This is a genomic window from Vibrio barjaei, from assembly GCF_001639065.2.
Lineage (GTDB): Bacteria > Pseudomonadota > Gammaproteobacteria > Enterobacterales > Vibrionaceae > Vibrio > Vibrio barjaei.
On record NZ_LQXO02000059.1, the window covers coordinates 40,978 to 61,800 of the forward strand.

Annotated in this window: 17 protein-coding genes and 2 pseudogenes; 8 read left to right on the plus strand and 11 right to left on the minus strand. The window is 43.7% G+C overall.

What is annotated here, in order from left to right; all coding sequences use genetic code 11:
- Entirely contained in the window at positions 1-477 is a 477-nt protein-coding gene (locus tag AWH66_RS24350; RefSeq protein WP_063603774.1) for a MarR family winged helix-turn-helix transcriptional regulator, read from the plus strand.
- A gap of 295 nt (positions 478-772) precedes the next feature.
- Positions 773-2,344, plus strand: coding sequence for a BCCT family transporter (locus AWH66_RS24355; RefSeq protein ID WP_006073732.1), 1,572 nt, complete (start codon positions 773-775; stop codon positions 2,342-2,344).
- Positions 2,345-2,420: 76 nt separating this feature from the next.
- Here AWH66_RS24355 and AWH66_RS24360 read toward each other — a convergent pair whose 3' ends face one another.
- Positions 2,421-3,053 carry a CatB-related O-acetyltransferase gene (locus AWH66_RS24360; RefSeq protein WP_063603775.1) on the minus strand — a complete coding sequence of 211 codons (633 nt, stop codon included), beginning with the start codon at positions 3,051-3,053 and terminating at the stop codon, positions 2,421-2,423.
- Between the two features lie 460 nt (positions 3,054-3,513).
- Here AWH66_RS24360 and AWH66_RS26335 point away from each other — a divergent pair.
- Both AWH66_RS26335 and AWH66_RS26340 read left to right on the plus strand, forming a co-directional pair.
- A pseudogene (locus tag AWH66_RS26335) lies at positions 3,514-4,170 on the plus strand (cache domain-containing protein); the annotation flags it as partial.
- Positions 4,171-5,340: pseudogene (locus AWH66_RS26340) on the plus strand (methyl-accepting chemotaxis protein); the annotation flags it as partial.
- Positions 5,341-5,385: 45 nt separating this feature from the next.
- On the opposite strand, the gene AWH66_RS24370 reads toward AWH66_RS26340, so the two are convergent.
- The 6 genes from AWH66_RS24370 to AWH66_RS24395 all read right to left on the minus strand — a co-directional run bounded on the left by AWH66_RS24370 (position 5,386) and on the right by AWH66_RS24395 (position 13,252).
- Positions 5,386-6,102 carry a 3'-5' exonuclease gene (locus AWH66_RS24370; protein ID WP_063603869.1) on the minus strand — a complete coding sequence of 239 codons (717 nt, stop codon included), beginning with the start codon at positions 6,100-6,102 and terminating at the stop codon, positions 5,386-5,388.
- 9 nt (positions 6,103-6,111) lie between these two features.
- Complete coding sequence (locus tag AWH66_RS24375) at positions 6,112-8,001, minus strand: putative nucleotidyltransferase substrate binding domain-containing protein (RefSeq protein ID WP_063603777.1); 1,890 nt, start codon at positions 7,999-8,001, stop codon at positions 6,112-6,114.
- Between the two features lie 134 nt (positions 8,002-8,135).
- Positions 8,136-9,326, minus strand: coding sequence for an amino acid aminotransferase (locus AWH66_RS24380; RefSeq protein ID WP_063603778.1), 1,191 nt, complete (start codon positions 9,324-9,326; stop codon positions 8,136-8,138).
- Positions 9,327-9,590: 264 nt separating this feature from the next.
- Positions 9,591-9,899, minus strand: a complete 309-nt coding sequence (locus AWH66_RS24385; RefSeq protein ID WP_063603870.1) for a hypothetical protein — start codon at positions 9,897-9,899, stop codon at positions 9,591-9,593.
- A 208-nt stretch (positions 9,900-10,107) separates the two neighbouring features.
- The gene (gene asnS / locus AWH66_RS24390; RefSeq protein WP_063603779.1) at positions 10,108-11,508 is read right to left on the minus strand and encodes an asparagine--tRNA ligase; all 1,401 of its coding nucleotides are present in this window, start codon (positions 11,506-11,508) and stop codon (positions 10,108-10,110) included.
- 124 nt (positions 11,509-11,632) lie between these two features.
- Positions 11,633-13,252, minus strand: coding sequence for a methyl-accepting chemotaxis protein (locus AWH66_RS24395; protein ID WP_038225872.1), 1,620 nt, complete (start codon positions 13,250-13,252; stop codon positions 11,633-11,635).
- A 334-nt stretch (positions 13,253-13,586) separates the two neighbouring features.
- On the opposite strand from AWH66_RS24395, the gene AWH66_RS24400 reads away from it, so the two are divergent.
- Genes AWH66_RS24400 through queD form a run of 4 tightly spaced genes read left to right on the plus strand, consistent with a single transcriptional unit; the run spans position 13,587 to position 16,764 of the window.
- Positions 13,587-14,201 carry a hypothetical protein gene (locus AWH66_RS24400; protein WP_063603780.1) on the plus strand — a complete coding sequence of 205 codons (615 nt, stop codon included), beginning with the start codon at positions 13,587-13,589 and terminating at the stop codon, positions 14,199-14,201.
- Positions 14,191-15,216 (plus strand): glycosyltransferase family 2 protein, encoded by a 1,026-nt coding sequence (locus AWH66_RS24405; RefSeq protein ID WP_063603781.1) that lies wholly within the window; start codon positions 14,191-14,193, stop codon positions 15,214-15,216. Before AWH66_RS24400 ends, AWH66_RS24405 begins: the two co-directional genes overlap by 11 nt.
- Positions 15,209-16,342 carry a hypothetical protein gene (locus AWH66_RS24410; RefSeq protein ID WP_063603782.1) on the plus strand — a complete coding sequence of 378 codons (1,134 nt, stop codon included), beginning with the start codon at positions 15,209-15,211 and terminating at the stop codon, positions 16,340-16,342. The genes AWH66_RS24405 and AWH66_RS24410 overlap by 8 nt, the downstream gene beginning before the upstream one ends.
- A 59-nt stretch (positions 16,343-16,401) precedes the next feature.
- The gene (gene queD / locus AWH66_RS24415) at positions 16,402-16,764 is read left to right on the plus strand and encodes a 6-carboxytetrahydropterin synthase QueD (protein WP_006073712.1); all 363 of its coding nucleotides are present in this window, start codon (positions 16,402-16,404) and stop codon (positions 16,762-16,764) included.
- 81 nt (positions 16,765-16,845) lie between these two features.
- On the opposite strand, the gene AWH66_RS24420 is transcribed toward queD, so the two are convergent.
- From AWH66_RS24420 to AWH66_RS24435, 4 genes are all read right to left on the minus strand, one after another.
- Entirely contained in the window at positions 16,846-18,207 is a 1,362-nt protein-coding gene (locus AWH66_RS24420; RefSeq protein WP_006073710.1) for an L-serine ammonia-lyase, read from the minus strand.
- Between the two features lie 89 nt (positions 18,208-18,296).
- Positions 18,297-19,547, minus strand: coding sequence for an aromatic amino acid transport family protein (locus AWH66_RS24425; RefSeq protein ID WP_063603783.1), 1,251 nt, complete (start codon positions 19,545-19,547; stop codon positions 18,297-18,299).
- A gap of 227 nt (positions 19,548-19,774) precedes the next feature.
- On the minus strand, positions 19,775-20,368 hold the full coding sequence (locus tag AWH66_RS24430) for a CoA pyrophosphatase (RefSeq protein WP_063603784.1): 594 nt from the start codon (positions 20,366-20,368) through the stop codon (positions 19,775-19,777).
- 18 nt (positions 20,369-20,386) lie between these two features.
- On the minus strand, positions 20,387-20,722 hold the full coding sequence (locus tag AWH66_RS24435) for an Hpt domain-containing protein (protein WP_063603785.1): 336 nt from the start codon (positions 20,720-20,722) through the stop codon (positions 20,387-20,389).
- Positions 20,723-20,823: the final 101 nt, after the last annotated feature.

A 20,823-nucleotide genomic window follows, 5' to 3' on the forward strand; every position in this document is an offset into this window, starting at 1 on the left:
TTGGAAAAACACGAAGAAGTATTGGTGGCGCTACGCCAGATTATCCGCGCGATTGACCTACACTCTAAAAAGCTAAAGAAAGAGTGCGGTTTGACGGGCCCCCAGCTTATCTTGATGAAAGCTATCAAAGATATGGGTGATGTGACAATTCGTGAGCTATCAAACTCAACCAATATTAGCCAAGCAACGGCAACAACGATCATTGACCGTCTTGAAGCTCAAGATTATGTCCAACGTATTCGTAGTCAACAAGATAAACGTAAAGTTCATGCAACATTGACTGAGAAAGGGGAGGAAGTATTAAAAGACTCGCCTTTACCATTGCAGGATAGTTTTGTTCAGAAATTCCAGCGCCTAGAAAACTGGGAGCAAACTTTGTTGCTGTCGTCGATTCAGCGTATTTCTTTAATGATGAATGCCGACGATATTGACGCGTCTCCGGTTCTACAGCTCGACAGTAATATTTCGAAGAACTAGTACGTTTATAAAGCGACGGCCTCAGCAAAATGGGGCCAAAAATTTATTCCACTTCCTTTCTTAACTTCTCGTTACCGTCGATTTAATTTGAGCTCTAATCGTTAATTGTCTCATTCCTATTTGGTACGAATTGTCTGATGTTTCTAACATTATGTGAAATTCCGCTTATAATTTGGTAAAATACAACGTTTGCAAAGCAGGTATCGTTAAAGGTCAGCTGTTCGTTGTAGTCCAGCATTCATAGTTTTGACCTAAAATGCTTTGAGTTAAAAGGAATGGGTCATAGAGAGGATTAATGACAAAGGGTATTGATAAGTACAGTATTGATAGTACTGACTACACTATTGGGCAAGATAATGTCCAGAAATGGGGGTTTGATGTTCACAACCCTGTCTTCGGGATTAGTGCGGGATTTATAGCACTGCTTCTCTTACTAACCGTCATTGTTGACGCGGATACCGCAAAATCTGCTCTTGATGGTATCAAACTAGCAATCATTGATAAATTTGATTGGCTATTCATGTGGTCTGGGAACATATTTGTTGTTTTCTGTCTAGCATTGATAGTGTCCCCATACGGTAAAATCCGCCTTGGTGGTAAAGATGCGGTCGCGGATTATTCGTTTATGTCATGGCTTGCCATGTTGTTCGCTGCTGGTATGGGTATTGGTTTAATGTTCTGGAGTGTAGCTGAGCCAGTGGCTTATTTTACTGGCTGGTTTGAAACTCCACTAGGTGTAGAGCCAAACACTGCGGCGGCAAGAGAGCTTGCAATGGGTGCTACTATGTTCCATTGGGGTCTACACCCATGGGCAATCTACGGCGTTGTTGCTCTTTCACTTGCCTTTTTTGCCTACAACAAAGGTTTACCTTTGTCGATGCGTTCAATTTTCTATCCGATTCTTGGCGACAGAGCTTGGGGTTGGGCAGGTCACATCGTTGATATTCTTGCGGTATTGGCGACATTGTTCGGCTTAGCAACATCTCTTGGTTTAGGTGCGCAGCAAGCAGCGAGTGGTATTCATCACGTGTTTGGTGTTGAGTCAGGAATGACTTTGCAAATAGTCGTTATTGCGGTCGTAACATTATTAGCGGTTGTTTCTGTATTACGCGGTATTGATGGCGGTGTTAAGGTTATTAGTAATATCAACATGATCATCGCCTTCTTGTTGCTTATATTAGTTGCTTTTATTGGTTATGCCGTTACATTTGCCGCGATTCCTGAGACGTTGTTTGCATATATAAAGAACATTATTCCATTAAGCAACCCTCATGGACGCGAAGATGAAGTATGGATGCACGGTTGGACTGTGTTCTACTGGGCGTGGTGGATTTCATGGTCCCCATTCGTAGGTATGTTTATCGCGCGTGTATCGAAAGGTCGTACTGTTCGCCAGTTTATTACAGCAGTACTTATCGTACCTACCGCAGTGACCGTGGTGTGGATGTCAGTATTTGGTGGCATGGCTATTGATCAAGTGATTAATCAAGTTGGCTCACTGGGTACTAATGGCTTAGGTGATGTTCCATTGGCGATGTTTGAAATGTTCGATGAATTGCCTATGGGTACGATGCTCTCTATCGTTGCTGTTGTGCTTGTTTTGGTGTTCTTTATTACGTCGTCAGACTCAGGCTCTTTGGTAATCGATAGTATTACAGCGGGCGGTAAAGTCGATGCACCAGTTATTCAGCGCGTATTCTGGGCGTTTATGGAAGGTGCTATCGCAGTTGCGCTACTTTGGATTGGTGGTAATGAGGCGATTGCAGCACTGCAAGCCGGTGCGATTTCATCTGCATTACCGTTCACCATCATTTTGCTGATGATGTGTGTGAGCCTATTGCTTGGTATGAGAACTGAAAAATACTGATTGCAATTTAAGCAGATAGGAAAGAGCGGCTAATTAGCCGCTCTTTTTGTTTATCGATGTTCAATTATGATTGCCATTAACGGCTTTCATAGAGTGTGTGAGCACTTTCGAGTGCATCGATATCGCTGGCGCAAATGAGGTGTCGTAGCGCCTCGAATTTTTCTTCACTCCATTGATAGATATTGAGTGTTAGCAAACGCTTTATGCTGTCGGCATCAAACCTATGCTTAATGACCTTTGCTGGGTTACCGCCAACAATTGAATAAGGTGCTACATCTTTCGTCACCACGCTATTCGCCGCAACTACTGCCCCTTCACCAATAGACACTCCTGGCATGATCATCGTTCGCATGCCAATCCATGCACCATCAGAAATAATGGTATCGCCTTTCGATTGATAAGCTTGTTCGACATTGTCCAAAAATGGATAGAGTGAAAACCAATCGAGTCGATGAGTGTGGTTGCCGCCCATAAGTATTACTGCTTCCGCTCCGATACAGACATAATCGCCTATATACAGTTGGTCAATGTCCCATGGAGGCGACTTATGTCGAGTTTGCTCGTCGCCATGCAGGTAGCGGACGACAGACGACTCGAAACCATTGTCGTAAGCGTCGCTGTAATAACTATGCGTACCTTTAACGTGGATATTAGGGTTAGTCACAGTTTGATGAAGTAGTTCAAACCGAGTCCAATGTTTGGAGTTCATAGTGAACCTCTAAAATTAGCCAAATTGAATGTTGAGGAAATTCTCCCGAGTTTTGAGTGCTGTCAGCACAAAAATCAACATTAGCTAATGAATGTGAGGTTGCTTCAAGTAAGCAATGGCCTCGACAATCGGAAATTGCCTTTGGTAGAACTTTAACATGTCGAGCCCTAAAGAAATGGAGTGATCAGCCGATTATAGTGGAGTTGATTAAATCTCCAGCATAATACAAACGAAAACAATGTTTGTAAAATTAGTGGGGTCAATGAAATGTCACTATAAAGTGCTTATAAGTCAATATATTGGCGCTCGATTTTGCTGCTGAATATGTATATTATTCGCACGCCACGTAGTGGTTAACAATAAAAATAACAACCAAAATCCGACAAAGACAGAATAATAAACTATGAACTTATCATTAAGACAAAAGCTTATTGCTGCCACACTCAGTGCGGTGGTGCTCATGGCGGTCGCGTTGACCATTCTTGCCGCTAATCAATTATCCTCGCAAACTAATGCTGCAATCAGTGCACGTGCGAACAATGTCTCGTACGCTGCTGTAGAAGGCATTAAAAACTGGGTCGATATTCGCAAAACTATCGCCACTGCGTTCAACGGTTTTGTTGAACAAGAGGACAAAGTTCCATATTTACAGCAAGCTCGCATAGCGGGTGGCTTTGACGACATTTTCTTTGGCACTCCGGCTGGTGAAATGTTCCGCTCTCACCCTGAGCGTAATCGTGCTGATTACGATCCTCGTACCCGTCCTTGGTATCAAGAGGCTCAGGCTGCGAATAAACAGATTATTACGGAGGCCTATCAAGATGCCATTACCAACGCACTATTGGTGACAATTGCAGAGCCAGTAAAACAGCACGGCCAACTTATGGGGGTCGTAGGGGCTGATGTTCTCATTGACCAGTTAGTTAACGATGTAATCAGCTTAAACGTCGGTAATAATGCGACAGCAATGCTCATTGATCTGACTAACGGCACTTTCTTAGCACATCCTAACAAATCACTACTTCTAAAGCCTGTGACGACATTGGGTCAGAGTTTTAATATCCAAACCATTCAGCAAAAAGCGTCCGATAACACAATGCTGGAGCTTAAACTAAACGGTACAGAGAAGCTGATGTTCTTCTCGAAGGTTCCCGGAACAAACTGGGTGTTTGCGGTTGAACTTGATAAAGCGACAGAACTAGCGGGTCATAAAACGGCATTAACTCAACTGATTATTACCTCACTGATTATTCTTGTTCTTGTTGGAATTGTGGCGTCGTGGTTGATGAGTTTCTTAGTGAATGACCTCGCGCGCGTGTCAAAAGCATTGAAAGAGATTGCTTCCGGCGAAGGTGACCTAACTCAGCGTTTAGAACCACGTAGCAAAGATGAAGTAGGGCAGTTGGCGAGAAACTTCAATACGTTCGTAAGCTACATGCATGAAACCGTGATGCACCTAAAAGATGTTTCTCTGGCGCTGTCAGAGCAAGCAAAAGATACGGCAACGCATGCCCGAGTACGTAGCCAGCGTATTCAAACTCAGCAAGATGAAATCAACATGGTTGCGACGGCGATTAACGAGATGGCTGCGGCCACTCAAGAGATTGCAAGTAATGCCGACATGACAGCATCTAATTCGTCAGAAGCGGTTGGTGCGAGTAATCACGGTGCAGGCCAAGTTTCTCAAACACAAGGCTCTATTCAAAATCTAGCGGCAGAAGTTCAAGTGGCGACAGGCGTAATTCAAGAGCTTGAGACGCACGGTAACAGCATCAATACCATTCTGTCGACTATCCAAGACATTGCTGAACAAACGAATTTGCTCGCTCTTAATGCAGCAATTGAAGCAGCACGTGCAGGAGAGCAAGGCCGTGGTTTTGCAGTTGTCGCGGATGAGGTTCGTGTTCTTAGTCAGCGTACTCATGCGTCGACTCAAGAAATCCAAAGTACGATTGAAACCTTACAAGCAACTACTGCAAAAGCGGTGGGTATTATGAACGATAGTCGTCAACTGGCGGACACCAGTGTCGATGATGCGAACTGTGCTGCTGCGAGCCTAACGCAAATTCATGCGGCCGTTGAACAAATCAGTGATATGGCTGCGCAAATAGCGACGGCAGCGGAAGAGCAAGCGTCTGTGACCTCTGAAATCACTCGAAATACCCAAGGTATTCGTGATGTGTCTGATGAGTTAGCCGAAGAAGCTCAGGAAGCTGCACAGCAAGCCGTTGACCTATCTAACTTATCACAGAAATTAGAAAAAGAGATTGGTCGCTTTAAGATCTAATCTTACCTCCCCTCTGAGCAAAAGCGGTCAGAGGGGAGTGCATATCTATAGCCAAATCTCGCTAATCGTATGTTTGCCGTCGTAATGATAAGCGAGCTGAGCTTGCAGCAGTTCTGCGGTCGCAATAGCGTCTGTCAGTGCATGATGAGGTGGGTAATCTGGTAAACCATATCTACGTCGGCTTTGACCAAGTCTTACTGAGTCCGCTCGCTTTCCCTTCAGCTTGTTGATGACTCCTCCCGTAAGTCTAGACTGATAATCTGACTCGATTTGCATGGTGTCGACCACTGGAAATTCGATTCCTTCTCCAATCATTCGTTTAAGTGCACTATTGAGAAAACCTCTTTCGATAGGGCGATAATGCACGACAATGATCTTGCCTGCCAATGCTGTTAGCACATCGCTTAATACTTCGTCTAGAGTCGGTGCATCTAGAATGTCGTTATGCGTGATACCGTGTATGACTACTGACTCTTCTTCGAGCTTGGCTTTAGGGCGAATTGTCCAATGTGCAGCTTGTTTAAGGCGAATGCGAGACGCGTTAAAGGGTACTAACCCGATAGATAAAATACCGTCTTTATCGGGATTAAGCCCTGTCGTTTCGAAATCCAGTGCAACGAACTCTATTTGCTCTAATGGAGTATCTGCATTGGGTAGCCCGCTGGCATAAAACGCTTTGAGTCGTTTGTCGGAGACTCTATCTGCTAAAGTCGCAAACTTGGCCTCCCACTGAACCGATGGCACCTGAAGTAATTTTTTGATCATAGTTTCCTACTTTAGTGCGTTATTAGCTTGATAGCGAAACTTTAGGAAGTTTTGACCATTACTTAAAATTTGGAATGCGTCTTTTAAGTTTCGACGTTCAAAATCCGATAAGTTCTCTGGCTCAATATTATTGTCTGGTTCAATTCCTTGTTCGACATCGATTGCTTGATGACTAATGCGAACCATCGAAATAAATTCTAGAGCATCTTTTAGATCACGAGCCCTACCCTTAGGCAATATTCCAGCTTCATGGATATCGTCTAATCTCTCAAAGGAATTGGTAGAACGTGAGCCAACCGCTAATGCGTGGACGCGAATTAAATCCACCAAAGGTGCAGTACCACGACGTTTGAGATTGATGGAGTTATTATGTTGACCATCCTTCTCCATAACAAAGTCTTTAAAGAAGCCGAGAGGTGGCTTTCTATTCAGTGCATTTCGGGCTAAGCAAGCGAGGAATCGATTATTGCGACGGGAACGTCTAACAATGAAACTATTAAGTTGCTCGGCCCATTTTAATTTTCCATATACACCGTCAAGATCAAAGAAGATCGAAGCATTGAGTAGCGCTTTAGGATTAGGGTTATCAATCCAATCGGAGAAGCAGGCTTCCCATTCCTTGCGTGTCATGCGCCACTCAGGGTTAGTAGCCATAATGTCACCAGTGCAGTAGGTATAACCGCAGTCAGCAAGAGCATCACAGATGAATTTTGCGAACGCCTCAAAGTATTTGCCGTGTTTCTCTGCATCATAGCTATCATCAAGGATAATGGCGTTATCCTGATCTGTGACGACAAGCTGTTCATCACGTCCCATTGAGCCAAGCGCTAAGAAACAATAGGGAATAGGGGCACTCCCCAGTTGCTCTTCAGCGAGCTCAATAATTCTCTGCTTAAAACTTCTACCAATTACCGACATAGCCGTACCCACCATGTGAGCATTGGCATCTTCGTTGACCAAACGTACAAAACTGTCTCTAACTTGCTCTGAAAGTGATTTCAGCTCTTCTATCGATTGCTGTTGGAAAATACTGCTGACTAATAAAAGTGAGTTTTGCGACTCATAACGCACGATATCAGTGGTTTCGATGATGCCAATGGGTTTTTTGTTTTTCAGAACAGGAAGATGATGTACGTTGTAGCGAAGCATAATGAGCATGGCTTCGTAAACATAAGCATTTTGATCAAGAGAAATCACATCGGTAGACATAACATTGCCTACTTCGTCTTGTGGGTCAAGACTCTCTGCTAGGACTCGAGTACATAAATCTCTATCGGTAATGATACCGAGAACCGGCGATGTGTCATCCTCGTCGTTTTCAACGACTTCTGGGTCGATGATCAATAGTGATGATACTTGCTCATCAGCCATCAATCGTGCTGCGCTCTGAATGCTACTCGAACGCTCAATAATAGGTGCATCGCGTGTGAGTAAAGTTCTTACTTTAGATGTGGTTAAGTCGTTCTCATTGGTGTTGTTAGAGACCGCTTGGCGCAATCGGACGGTATCCTCTACTTCTACAAAGTCGGCAAAAGAGTCAAATCCATCATAAAGTTCTTGGAAGATCTCCGCTGACAAACAGTAAACCAAGGTATCCTCGACAGCCTTTGCTGGAAAGCGGACTTTGTTGTTCGTTAGCAGTCCCATCTGCCCAAATAGGTCTCCTTCATCCAGGCGATTGTAGAGCTCTCCTTTACGACGGTAGATTTCAACCACACCACTGCGAACCATATAAAGGTCGTGAATATCATCACCAAAGTGGATGATGGGGGTATCTTGGCGGTAGTACGCGATTTCCATATGTTGTGAGACATAAAGTACGGTCTCTTCTGGAAGTTCGTCAAAAGGAGGGTGGGAGGCTAGGAAGTTTTGAATTTCCAAGATTTCTGCGTCCATGTGCGGCCTTAACTGTCGGTCAATGCTTTAATACTACACGCAGATACTAAAAAGGTCAGCCGAAGCTGACCTTTTATTTGTACCTGATAGTTGCATTTGTTCGATGCTAAGGTCTTGATTCTATGAGCTCGAGCTTATAGAACTGCGGCGATACCTTTACATAGTGGACCCATGTTTGACTTTGTCATACCAGCAACACTGATGCGGCCAGAACCAACAATGTAAATACCGAACTCTTCTTTTAAGCGGTTAACTTGCTCTTTAGTCAGGCCTGAGAAAGAGAACATGCCATTTTGGCGTTCGATAAAGCTGAAGTCTGCGTCTACGCCTTCGGCTTTAAGAGTCTCTACGAATAGTTCACGCATTTCTTGGATACGGTCGCGCATTTCTGCAACTTCCTGCTCCCATTCTGCGCGTAGAGCTTGGTCATTTAGGATGTGAGTTACTACTGCAGAACCGTGTGCTGGTGGGTTAGAGTAGATTGAACGGATGATGCTCTTAACTTGAGAGAAAGCCGTTGTTGCTACTTCTTCTGAAGTCGCAACCAATGTGAATGCACCAACACGCTCGTTATATAGACCAAAGTTCTTAGAGAAAGAACTCGCCACTAAAATCTCTTTATTGTGTTTAGCGAACGCACGTAGACCTTGAGCGTCTTCTTCTACACCTTTAGCAAAGCCTTGATAAGCAAAGTCAAATAATGGGATTAGGCCTTTTTCTGCAACAAGTTTAGCTAACTGCTCCCACTCATCGGCAGTAGGATCGATACCTGTTGGGTTATGACAACAACCATGTAGCAGAACAATATCACCGGCAGACGCTTGTTCAAGATCTGCAACCATGCCTGCAAAGTCTTTATCTTTAGTTTCAGCGTTGTAGTAACGATATTGCGCGGTTTCGATACCTGCAGCGCTGAATACGCCATTATGGTTCGCCCAAGTAGGGTTACTGATCCAAATTTTCACTTCACCAAGCTGACGCTTGATGAACTCACCAGCAACACGAAGTGCGCCGGTGCCACCTGGAGCTTGAGCTGTTTTGGCACGTTTTTCGGCAACGATCTCTGAATCAGCGCCGAAAAGCAGTTTTTGAACAGCTAGACCGTATTCAGCTGTCCCTTCAATAGTTAGATAAGATTTGGTTTTCTCAGTCTCCAGCAGTGCCGCTTCTGCTTTCTTAACAGTCGCTAGAACGGGAGTTTCACCTTGTTCATTCTTGTAGATACCAACACCTAGGTTAATTTTCTCAGCGCGAGCGTCTTTTTTAAACTCTTCTGTAAGACCAAGGATTGGATCGGCGGGTGCTGCAACAACTTTTTCAAACATATTCTTCATCCATGTTAATTGAAGGGGCAATCAAAACGTTTGTTAACAAACGACAACAGCCTATTTATACCTTTCAAGGCTATAGGAGACAACCACATTAAAGAAGAAAACAGAAAATTATTTTGATTTGAAACAGAAAAGGACACTAATTCATTGTTTGTGTATGTAAAGTTCTAGAAATAGTGTTTGAGTTGCTAGGTTAAGTTATAACTAACGTGCTCTTTATGCAGCAATGGAAAGCACGTTAGCTAAGATAGTTGACGATTAATCGTTCTTGCCTTTGAGCTCGTGTTCAGATTCTACTGCTTGAGTTTCTATATCTGGGTTTTGAGCTAACTTGTCTTTTAGCCATTCATTGAGATGTTTTACGATAGCCGTTGTTGCATGCTCTTTTGTTGCGCTTTCATTGTCATCTACTTCTAGCGCTTGTTTTGGGTGCAATCCGGTTTCATCTTCAGCAACATGCAGCCAATCAGGATGCCAGTAGTATGGTTGACCACTTGAAGCTTGCCATTTATGAACGCCGTCTGATTCACCATAGTATTCAATATCTTTTACTGTAAATTTTCCCATCATGAGACCTCGTTCTATATAAAGTTTACACTCTAAATGTAGTGCTAATAGGATGAATTACCAACTGAATATTCGATTCGAATTTGCAAAGTAAGCATTCAGTTATCCGCTCTTGAATTGGCATGTGATGAAACAAAAAAAGACCACCAAAAGCGGTGGTCTTTAAATTGGGTTCTATCTCTGCTCGTAAGAGCAAAATGAGTAAGAATTAGAAGTTTGCGCTGCGTGGTGCACGTGGGAATGGAATCACGTCGCGGATGTTTGCCATGCCAGTCACGTAAGATACTAGACGTTCAAAGCCTAGGCCAAATCCTGAGTGAGGCACAGTGCCATAGCGACGAAGATCGCGATACCAGTTCATGTGTTCTGGGTCGATCCCCATTTCTACCATGCGCTTGTCTAGCAGTTCTAGACGTTCTTCACGTTGAGAACCACCGATGATTTCACCAATGCCCGGTGCCAGTACGTCCATTGCCGCTACTGTTTTACCGTCGTCGTTCATACGCATGTAGAACGCTTTGATGTCTTTCGGGTAATTCTTAACAACAACGGGTGCGTTGAAGTGCTCTTCAGCAAGGTAGCGCTCGTGCTCAGAAGACATATCGATGCCCCATTCAACAGGGAACTCAAACTCTTTACCTGAATCAAGCAGAATTTGAATTGCGTCAGTGTAGTCTACTTGTGCGAAGTCAGATTCTACAAACTTCTCTAAACGAGTAATCGCTTCTTTGTTGATGCGTTGAGCAAAGAACTCAAGATCGTCACGACGTTCTTCCAATACCGCTTTGAACACATATTTCAGCATGTCTTCAGCTAGTTTCGCAGCGTCATCAAGGTCTGCAAATGCGACTTCAGGCTCAACCATCCAGAATTCCGCTAGGTGGCGGCTAGTATTTGAGTTTTCAGCACGGAAAGTTGGGCCAAATGTGTACACTTTGCTTAGAGCACAAGCATACGCTTCAGCGTTAAGCTGGCCAGATACCGTCAGGAATGTTTCTTTACCGAAGAAATCTTCGTTGAAGTCTACATCACCTTGCTCTGTCAATGGCAGGTTAGCCATATCTAGCGTAGAAACGCGGAACATCTCACCCGCACCTTCTGCATCAGAAGCCGTGATAAGTGGTGCAGACATCCAGAAATAGCCTTGCTCGTGATAAAAGCGATGGATAGCTTGAGATAGGCAGTTACGTACACGCGCAACAGCACCAATAACATTGGTACGTGGACGCAGGTGAGCAACTTCACGTAGATACTCGATTGAGTGACGTGTTTTTGCCATTGGATAAGTATCAGCATCTTCAACCCAACCAACAACCTTAACGTCTGTCGCTGCAAGTTCGAAGTCTTGACCTTTTGCTGGAGACTCTACGATGGTACCTGTTACTTCAACAGAGCAGCCTGTTGTTAGCTTCAGTACTTCATTCTCGTAATTATTAAGATTATTAGGGACCACGGCCTGAATCGGGTCGAAACAAGAGCCGTCGTAGATGGCAAGGAAAGAGATTCCAGCTTTGGAATCACGACGTGAACGGATCCAGCCGCGTACAGTGACTTCACTGTCAACAGCTAGCTTACCGCTTAGTACGTCAGTTACAGGCGCGTAAGTCATGTTATTAATCTTCTCCATGGAGGTAACAATACAACCCAATGACTTTGGCTAACATTTAGCCAATTCATTGGGTTGCTACTAAATTTCTTTTCAAAGGGACATATTACCTGTCAATTTTCACGGTTCAACCTTTATTGTGGTTATTCAGCATAAATTGATTCAGTAATGTATCGAGTTGGTGGGAGAGTTGCTGCAAATCCATGCTAATTTGGTGAGTGTGAGTCGCTGAGTCCGAAGCTTCGTTAGCGTGCTCACTAATTACGACGGTTTTTTGACCGACGCTTTCGCTGGTTTCTCGGTTAGCTTGGATTTGCTCTTGCACTTGGCTAGCGATGTCAGTCGTGGCCTCGATTTGAGATACTACGGTTTGCATTTTATCTGCCAGAGCTTGAACCTCATCCGCTCTTTGGTGGGCTGTTTCGGAGACGTTTCGAACCGCTTGAACGGAGTAGCTACTGCCTTGTTGGAATTTAGCAATGATCTCTTCAATATCATTAGTCGCTTGTGTGGTTCTGCTAGCAAGAGAGCGAACCTCATCTGCAACAACAGCAAATCCGCGCCCTTGCTCCCCAGCTCGCGCAGCCTCAATAGCAGCGTTGAGTGCAAGCAAGTTTGTTTGGTCTGCGATTCCTTTGATTGTCGACAGAATTGCTGAGACTTGCTCTGTCTGTTCATTAAGCTCAGAGATATGGGAGGAGACTTGAGTAATATCTTGTACCAATGATTCGATATCGTTACTTGCAGACTGAGCTTCGGTGCTACTCGCCTTTGTCAGTTCACACGTCTCTTGCATCAACTGCGATGCACGTTCGGTTGCGTCACTGACTGTAGCCTGTTGCTGTTTCAGCATCTGCATGTTGGATTCTACTGCTGCGGTTTCATCAAGCTGACGCTTTGCGACAGACTCGTTGCTTTCCGCAATATCTGTTAGTTTGTCGGCATTTGCGCTGACGGTTTGCGCTGTAGTTTGTACTTTAGTCAGGCTGTCTGAGACTGTGTCCAGAAATGCATTGATGTCATTGGTTAAATCACCGACTTCATCATTTTGTCTTTGCGATAATCTAATGGAGAGATCCTTGCTGCCACTAACACGAGTCATAAATTTGGACGTGGTCTGCACGGGTCCAACAATAAACCGACGAGCAATAAATATCGTTGCTAAGTAACCAAGAAACGCGATGGCGGCCATAATAGCGACAGCAATGGCGGTTCGCTTATTGATTAATCCATTGACTTGATTCAGGTTGTATTCGATGCGAATTGCTCCCAATACTTCGCCTTCTTCTGTCATGTGGCAGGTAACGCAATTTGTACCTCGATAGTTGGTGCTTGCTTCCATTGGCAGGGCAACGACTAGACCACTTCCCCAATCTGCTTTAAACGGTTCTATAACCGTTTCTCCATTGAGGGCACGTTTATCGATGTCATCGACCGCTACTTGGTTTTCTAAACCCTGTCCATAAAGCTTGGAAACAGCATCTCCTCTAAGAACACGAACGTTTTCAATATTCTCTTGAGCTAGCGCTTTATTTCTCAGCGTTTCTTTTTGAGCCATGGTACCGGTGAGCATCATCATGTTTAAACTATCGAAATAGTTACTTGCTTTGTCATGAAGTTGTTCACTGAGGACTGAATAGATGAGATCCCTTTGTTGGTTATATTGATAGGTTGTCGAGATAATAACCACTGTTCCAAAGACCAATATAAGCGCTATTAAAAGTTTATTTGTAATTGTTAGACGCATAGTTTTTATTGTTAATGATATGGGCTGACGGAGTGAATATTAAGTTAACTTGTCGGTGCTCTGGAAGGCATTTGTTGGTAAAACCTCGAAAAGCTCATGGTTTTTCATGCAACTAGTCTTGGAATTGAGAAATGAGACAAATATAAGTTGAGTTGGTATATGTCCGTATGAATTTAAATTGGCGGCGAAATAGAAAGTACGGATGAATGGTGGTTTGTATCCTATACTCAATTATCGGTTAATCAAATCTTAATAAGCTTCTGACTATATGTTGACAGTCTAGTCGTGGTGCAGGAGTAAAACATCATGAAATGTAACTAGTTGTAAATTAATTATGACCGAAAAAAATCTCGAAAACACGACGTCTAGAGGCAATGTTAAAGGTAAAAAATGTCGCCTTAGAATAGGTCTAATTGCCATTCTGATTACGTTGTCTGGCTACTATTTGTGGGTTTTATATTTAGCGGCAACACCTAATGTAACAGTGGGTTATCAAACGTATTACATTGATAAAGCGACGCTTTTTTGGGGCAAGGATAATAACAACTTAGTGCTGCCTTTATCGGGGATTATTGAGCCAGGAGAACAATCCCCTTTTATTAGTCGGGAAGGCTGGAACTACGATTTACACACCGAGCTTGAGCGGAATAAAAACGAAGGTAGGAGACTGGTTCATTCTGGCGGTGTGTATTTTAACTTTGACCAAAATCCATCTCATTCCGTGTATGTAAAAATCGATCTAGCTAAAAGCATTACAGAGCCTGTCTACGTCTCTATCGACGGTGAACATAAGACGCGATTGGAGCCTATCGGTCTGTTGTCTCTTGCTGCCACATTGCCCGCAACGAATATCGATGCGGCTCGTCCTATCCAATATATGCAATTTGAAACTCCAGCGAGTTTAACGGTTACCAAAATAACGATTAAGGACGGGGCTGATGAAAAGTAGTAACGAGTTTAGTTTATCCATATTAGTTCCGGTGTTTAATGAAGAAGAGTCGGTTAGGCCTTTTATTGATGCGCTGGATAGTGCCCTCAATGGAATGCGTCATCAATTGGATATTGTTTTCGTTAATGATGGTAGCTCTGATCGAACCCGCACGGTCATTGAAGAATTGATGGCCAAAGATAAACGGGTCACTTTAGTGAATTTGGCCCGAAATTTCGGTAAAGAAGCGGCGATGACGGCAGGTCTTGATCATGTTAGAGGTGATGCGTGTGTCATTATGGATGTTGATCTTCAAGACCCTCCTGAACTCATATTAGAATTTGTTAAGGAATGGCAGACTGGAGAGTGGGACACTATTTATGGCGTGCGTGAAGATAGAAGCAAAGATACGTGGATGAAGCGAGTCTCTGCTGGTGGTTTTTATCGAGTCTTCAATTGGCTCTCATCAGAAACAACCTTGCCGGAAAATGCAGGTGACTTTCGTTTGATTGACAGAGTAGTGATAGAGGCGATGCGTCAGCTTCCCGAGAGAAATCGCTTTATGAAAGGCTTGCTGGCTTGGGGTGCCTTTCGTTCCAAAGGGGTTACTTTTAGGCGTCCTGAAAGACATGCCGGAGAAACCAAATTTAACTACTGGAAATTATGGAATTTTGCAGTGGACGGTTTACTGAGTTTTACAGCATGGCCGCTACGAATATGGGGATTTGTCGGATGTGTGATTTCTCTACTCGCTTTTCTGTTTATGCTGAAGATAGTGATTGGCGCAACCTTCTTTGATATTAAGACTCCGGGATATGCCTCAACTATAAGTGTTGTACTTTTCTTAGGTGGTATTCAATTGATCTCGCTTGGCATTATCGGCGGCTATATAAGCAGAATGTATCGAGAGATGAAACAGAGACCAATTTACCTTGTAGAAGGAATATATGGTCAATATGACAAGGGAAGTAGCCCAAAACAACCCCCTCTATCCGGGACGCAGCAAGTCGAGAAAGTGAGTTCAGTTAATGCATAATCAAAACTCTTCAATAATGTTAACCAAAGATCAATGGATAACACTTTTGCTGGCAGTGATCACTAGTCGTATCGTTTTTGCCGCTTTTGGTTTAATAGGAACGTACTCATTCAACCCTGAAGCGGTCAAGGACGTTGATATTTGGCATCAAATTTGTCGCTTTGACTGTGTATGGTTTAGGCGAATAGCGGAAGATGGCTACGCGCTAGTGCCTAGCTATATGAGGCAAAGCAACGGGGCTAACTGGGCATTTATGCCTATGTCCCCTTATCTCGCGAAAACGGTGAATTACGTCGTTAATAACATCAACCTATCATTGGTCTTGGTGTCTAATGTGACCCTCATTGCTGGCACAGCTGCTTTAGTGATGGCATTGAAACAGATGAAACTTAGCAATAATGCGCAAGATACGGCAATATGGCTAATGTGCTTCTCACCTTATACGGTTTATTCATTAGCGGGCTATTCTGAGCCGCTGTATATTGCCTTGGTAGCGGGACTCTTCATTGCTTGCTATCGCCAGAATTGGTTGTTGGTCGCGGTATTAGGGATGCTAGCAGCGGTGACGCGTAACCTAGGTGTGATGCTGGTGTTCTCTGTACTCATTATTGGCATCCAGCATTATGGATTAAGTAGCTTTTATCGATTTAAAACTCGCGGTTTAGCGGTTATTGCGGCGATTTGGGTCATTCCATTAGGCTTCTTTACTTACATGGCTTATTTGTATTTCCATATGGGGGATGCATTGGCATTCGGTCATATTCAGGTGGCGTGGGGCAGAACCTTTAGTAATCCATTTGTTTGGTTGGACTATGGTTTTGAAAGAGGTGGTCCCAAACTCTACCTCACCATTGTTTCTTTACTTGGCTTCGCACTCAACGGCTATCTGATCTACAAAAAACGTTATGCTGAAGCGCTATTTATGTTTATCAACTTAGTGATACCTTTATCATCGGGTGTCAATGCGATGCCGCGCTACATCTTTGGTCTGTATCCTACTTACTTGGCGATTATCTTACTGCTTGAAGCTTACCCAAGAGCAAAAATGCCAGTATTGTTGTGCGGTGCAGCCATGTCGACATTTATATCTATCGGGTTTTTCTCGTCGTCGTTCTTTACGGTATAGCTTGAGATAGAGCTCGGTTTTCAGTAGGATTGCGTGTCATTTTTTAACAGAGATATCCTATGAAAACTGAGTTGTATAAAGAATTCATGTTCGAAGCTGCACATCATCTTCCGCATGTGCCAGAGGGCCATAAGTGCGGTCGTCTGCATGGACACTCTTTTTTAGTGCGTCTCTATGTTGAAGGTGAAGTCGATCCGCATACTGGTTGGGTAGTCGATTTTGCAGAGATCAAAGCAGCATTCAAACCAATTTACGATCGTTTAGACCACTACTACTTGAACGATATTGAGGGACTAGAGAACCCTACCAGTGAAGTACTGGCCAAATGGATTTGGGGGCAGCTTAAGCCTAACCTACCGCTATTAAGTAAAGTAGAGATCAAAGAAACGTGTACTGCAGGTTGTATCTACAAAGGCGAATAAACCGCTAGCTGCTAAACGTTACTATGACCATAAAAAAACCGAAGCTCAGGCTTCGGTTTTTCTGTTATTGGAATTTGTCTATTAGCAAACAACCTTGATTGCCAAACCGCCTTGAGAGGTTTCACGGTATTTAGCATTCATGTCTTTACCCGTTTCAAGCATAGTTTCGATAACTTTATCCAATGACACACGAGGTGCAGAAGCACGGCGAAGCGCCATTCGAGTCGAGTTAATAGCCTTAACCGCTGCAATACCATTACGCTCGATACAAGGTACTTGAACTTGTCCAGCAACTGGGTCACAAGTTAGACCGAGGTTGTGTTCCATTGCGATTTCAGCTGCCATACAAACTTGTTCAGGGCTTCCACCCATAAGTTCAGCAAGACCTGCCGCCGCCATAGAACAAGCAACACCAACTTCACCCTGACAACCTACCTCTGCACCAGAAATCGATGCATTTTGTTTGTACAATCCACCAATTGCGCCCGATGCAGCGAAGTAGCGGATGTAGTCTTTTTCAGTCACGGTTTGGATAAACTTGTCGTAGTAAGCAAGTACCGCTGGAATGATGCCACAAGCACCATTGGTTGGAGCGGTAACTACGCGACCACCTGCTGCGTTTTCTTCGTTTACAGCAAAAGCAAACATGTTCACCCAGTCAACTACCGACATAGGGTCAGTTGTGGTTTTTTCTGATGTGATCAATTGTTGGCGAAGTGCTGCTGCACGACGTGGAACACGCAGTGGACCAGGCAGAATGCCTTCAGTGCTCATGCCGCGTTCCATACACTCACGCATTGTTTTCCAAATATTAGCGAAGTACGTACGAGTCTCTTCATCTGAGTGTACAGCGTGCTCATTAGCCATAACCAGTGTGCTGATTGATAGGCCATTTTCTTTACACAGCTCTACCAGTTCTTCCGCTGAGTTGAACTCATAAGGAGCTTTTAATGCTGATACTTCTTCTTTTCCGAAGTGCTCTTCATCAACAATAAAGCCGCCACCAATAGAGTAGTAAGTTTTTGAATACGCTTTTTCGTCATCGATCCAAGCGTGGATCTGCATGCCGTTTTCGTGAAGCTCTAAATTAGTGGAGTGGAAATTCATGCCGCCGTCACGAGGAAATGAAACGGTGTGACAGTGCATGCCAACTGGAAGACGCTCTGTTTCTTCAACACGGGCAATGAAACTTGGGATAGAGTCGATGTCGACTTTTTCTGGTGAGTTACCAGCCAAACCCATAATGATTGCGATATCTGTGTGGTGACCTTTCCCTGTCAGTGATAGTGATCCATAAACATCTACAGTGATCTTGGTGATGTCTCTTAGCTTACCCATTGAGCGCAGGTCGTCGATGAACTCTTTACCAGCTTTCATCGGGCCTACGGTGTGAGAGCTTGAAGGTCCAACACCAATTTTGTAGATATCAAAAACACTGATCATACTGATTTACCTCTAGAAAAGCCCCCAAAGTACATGGAGGCTTATATTATCGTTATTGTTTAACCGAGATGTTCAACTGACGAAGTCAATTAAAAAGCGCCGTAGATTACAGAAGTAATCGCTGCAATACCACAGATTGCTGTAAAGATTTGTACAGGTGCTGAAGTTTGGAACTTAGCCATAGCCGGTACTTTCTTCATTGCGTATACAGGCATTAGGAATAGGATTGCCGCAATCATTGGCGCGCCCATTGTTTCAATCATGCCTAGGATGCTTGGGTTGATGATAGAAACAATCCAAGTAGTAATAACGATAAATAGTAGAGATGCTTTCTCGATCTTAGAAACTGGTGCTTTAGAACGAGACTTACCTAAACCTACAAGACCTTCGTGTGCACCTAGGAAGTGACCAAAGTAGCTTGAAGTGATTGCGGCGAACGCAACAACAGGACCAAGGATAGAAATCAGTGGAGACTCGTGAACGTTAGCTAAGTAAGAAAGAACAGAAATGTTTTGCTCTTGTGCAATCGCTAGTTGCTCTGGAGATAGAGATAGAACAACAGAGAATACGAAGAACATTACAAAGCCCATTAGCATCATCGCTGCACCGCCAGTGATCATGTCAGTCTTCTTAACCGCATCTTCACCGTATACACGGCGCTGTTCTTTAGAGAACTGGCTGATAATAGGGCTGTGGTTGAAAGAGAAAACAATGATTGGAATTGCTAGCCAAATAACTGCTGGCATTGAACCCCAGTCAGGGCTAACGCTCATCATTGAAGTATTCCAATCAGGGATTAGGTATACAGATAGAGCGAGTAAGATGAGTACTAGTGGGTAAACCATCGCGGAAGTAGCTTTCAGCATAAGCTCTTTACCGAATACTACACCACAAGTCATCGCTGCAATCAGACAGCCTGAAAGCAACCAGCGTGGGATAGATTCCATACCCATTTGGTTCACTAGGAATGAATCAACTGTGTTTGTGATACCTACACCGTAGATTAGAACGATTGGATAGATAGCGAAGAAGTATGCAAAAGTGATGAGGTTCGCACCAGTTTTACCAAAGTGTTCTTCTACCGTGTCGGTAATATCAGCTTCTGGGTTCTTAGCAGAAAGAACGAAGCGAGCTAAGCTTTTGTGTGCAAACCAAGTCATTGGTGCTGCAATTAGGGCTAGGATAACTAATGGCCAAAAGCCGCCAGCACCTGCTTTGATTGGAAGGAAAAGTACACCAGCACCAACCGCGGTACCGAATAGTGAAAGAGCCCAGGTGAAATCCTTATAGGTCCACTTAGACGAAGAACGGCTAGTTGCCGTAGTAGTTGTGGTAGTCATAGTTTGTTACTCATTTTGGGAACAGGAAATAAGTCGGGGGCATTTTGCATGCTTTTCTCACGTGAAAATTAGATCTAGGTCATGATTTGTAGCGGGATATTGATACTAATGATGGATTCGTTATTTGGGTCACGTTTTTTACGTGCCAGAGATTAGGTTGACTATTGCAAAGCATTAGGAAAACTAATGCCTAATGGCGCAAACGATTGGCTGGTGTTGGTGGTCTGTTAACTAAGTTGCAGCTGTGTTTGTAAACTTTCAATTATTTGTGCGGTCACGCCCCAAATGAAGTGCTCTTTATATGGAATAGAGAGAACGCGGTGTGATTTTCCACGTACAGTAAACTGCATTGCTGACATATTTTCTGGGTGAGTGAGAAACTCAAGTGGTACCTCAAATAGAAAATCCACTTCATTAGCATCTATCGATGGGCGGTAATTACTGTCCACAAATGCAAGAACAGGTGTCACGTTAAACTGGGTAACGGTGACCAAGCGAGGGAGATGACCAATGACGGATACTTCGTCATAGCGCACGCCTATTTCCTCTTCAGCCTCGCGAAGAGCTGTGAAGGTTGCGTTTAGGTCATCTTCTTCAACTTTACCGCCAGGAAAACTAATTTGTCCCGGATGATGCTTCAAATGGCTTGCGCGCTTCGTCAATATGACATGGAGACGCTGATTTCTTTCAACTAAGCCGATAAGAACGCTCGCTTCCCTGAGCGTTGATTTATCTAGATGTTCCGTCCTCGATTTAGAACCCGCATGATAGTCCGCTAACTGATGTAACTGAAATCGTTCTAAAAATTCGTGCTTAGTCATTGGTGCCTTACTACTTAGTTATACGGCGGAAGCGAGATATTCGTTAATTTGTCCTTTGATAACATCGAGCTCTTGAACAACAAACTGAATATCTTCGCTGTTAGGAGCATCACTGTTTCTGGTTGAACCTTCTATAGCTTCGAGTTTTTCGACGGCTTTAGTTTCACCAAAGCTGGCTAGTATGCCTTTCAATGAATGGGCGGTAATAAACAGCTCACTCCAATTTTGTTCGTTGAACAAGGTTTGGATTTTTTCCGCACCATCTTCATGTTCTTCCATAAAAGCCATGAATACAGCGGCGATGATATCGTCGTCATTATCCATGTAGCCGCGCAATACCTCAAAATCTATCATTGTAGCGTCCCTGTTGTTGTAAAGAGTGAATAAGTGGTGTTCTTAAGTAGATTACCTACCAACTTCAGATAGTTACAAAAATAGTATAGTTCATAGAAAAT

Excerpts from the sequence above, each read along its gene's own strand:
- AWH66_RS24395 (WP_038225872.1), bottom strand. The coding sequence starts at position 13,252 with ATGCGTCTAACAATTACAAATAAACTTTTAATAGCGCTTATATTGGTC.
- AWH66_RS24410 (WP_063603782.1), top strand. The coding sequence starts at position 15,209 with ATGCATAATCAAAACTCTTCAATAATGTTAACCAAAGATCAATGGATA.
- AWH66_RS24355 (WP_006073732.1), top strand. The coding sequence starts at position 773 with ATGACAAAGGGTATTGATAAGTACAGTATTGATAGTACTGACTACACT.
- queD (WP_006073712.1), top strand. The coding sequence starts at position 16,402 with ATGAAAACTGAGTTGTATAAAGAATTCATGTTCGAAGCTGCACATCAT.
- AWH66_RS24375 (WP_063603777.1), bottom strand. The coding sequence starts at position 8,001 with ATGGACGCAGAAATCTTGGAAATTCAAAACTTCCTAGCCTCCCACCCT.
- AWH66_RS24400 (WP_063603780.1), top strand. The coding sequence starts at position 13,587 with ATGACCGAAAAAAATCTCGAAAACACGACGTCTAGAGGCAATGTTAAA.
- AWH66_RS24405 (WP_063603781.1), top strand. The coding sequence starts at position 14,191 with ATGAAAAGTAGTAACGAGTTTAGTTTATCCATATTAGTTCCGGTGTTT.
- AWH66_RS24380 (WP_063603778.1), bottom strand. The coding sequence starts at position 9,326 with ATGTTTGAAAAAGTTGTTGCAGCACCCGCCGATCCAATCCTTGGTCTT.
- AWH66_RS24385 (WP_063603870.1), bottom strand. The coding sequence starts at position 9,899 with ATGGGAAAATTTACAGTAAAAGATATTGAATACTATGGTGAATCAGAC.
- AWH66_RS24420 (WP_006073710.1), bottom strand. The coding sequence starts at position 18,207 with ATGATCAGTGTTTTTGATATCTACAAAATTGGTGTTGGACCTTCAAGC.
- AWH66_RS24430 (WP_063603784.1), bottom strand. The coding sequence starts at position 20,368 with ATGACTAAGCACGAATTTTTAGAACGATTTCAGTTACATCAGTTAGCG.
- AWH66_RS24435 (WP_063603785.1), bottom strand. The coding sequence starts at position 20,722 with ATGATAGATTTTGAGGTATTGCGCGGCTACATGGATAATGACGACGAT.
- AWH66_RS24425 (WP_063603783.1), bottom strand. The coding sequence starts at position 19,547 with ATGACTACCACAACTACTACGGCAACTAGCCGTTCTTCGTCTAAGTGG.
- AWH66_RS24360 (WP_063603775.1), bottom strand. The coding sequence starts at position 3,053 with ATGAACTCCAAACATTGGACTCGGTTTGAACTACTTCATCAAACTGTG.
- asnS (WP_063603779.1), bottom strand. The coding sequence starts at position 11,508 with ATGACTTACGCGCCTGTAACTGACGTACTAAGCGGTAAGCTAGCTGTT.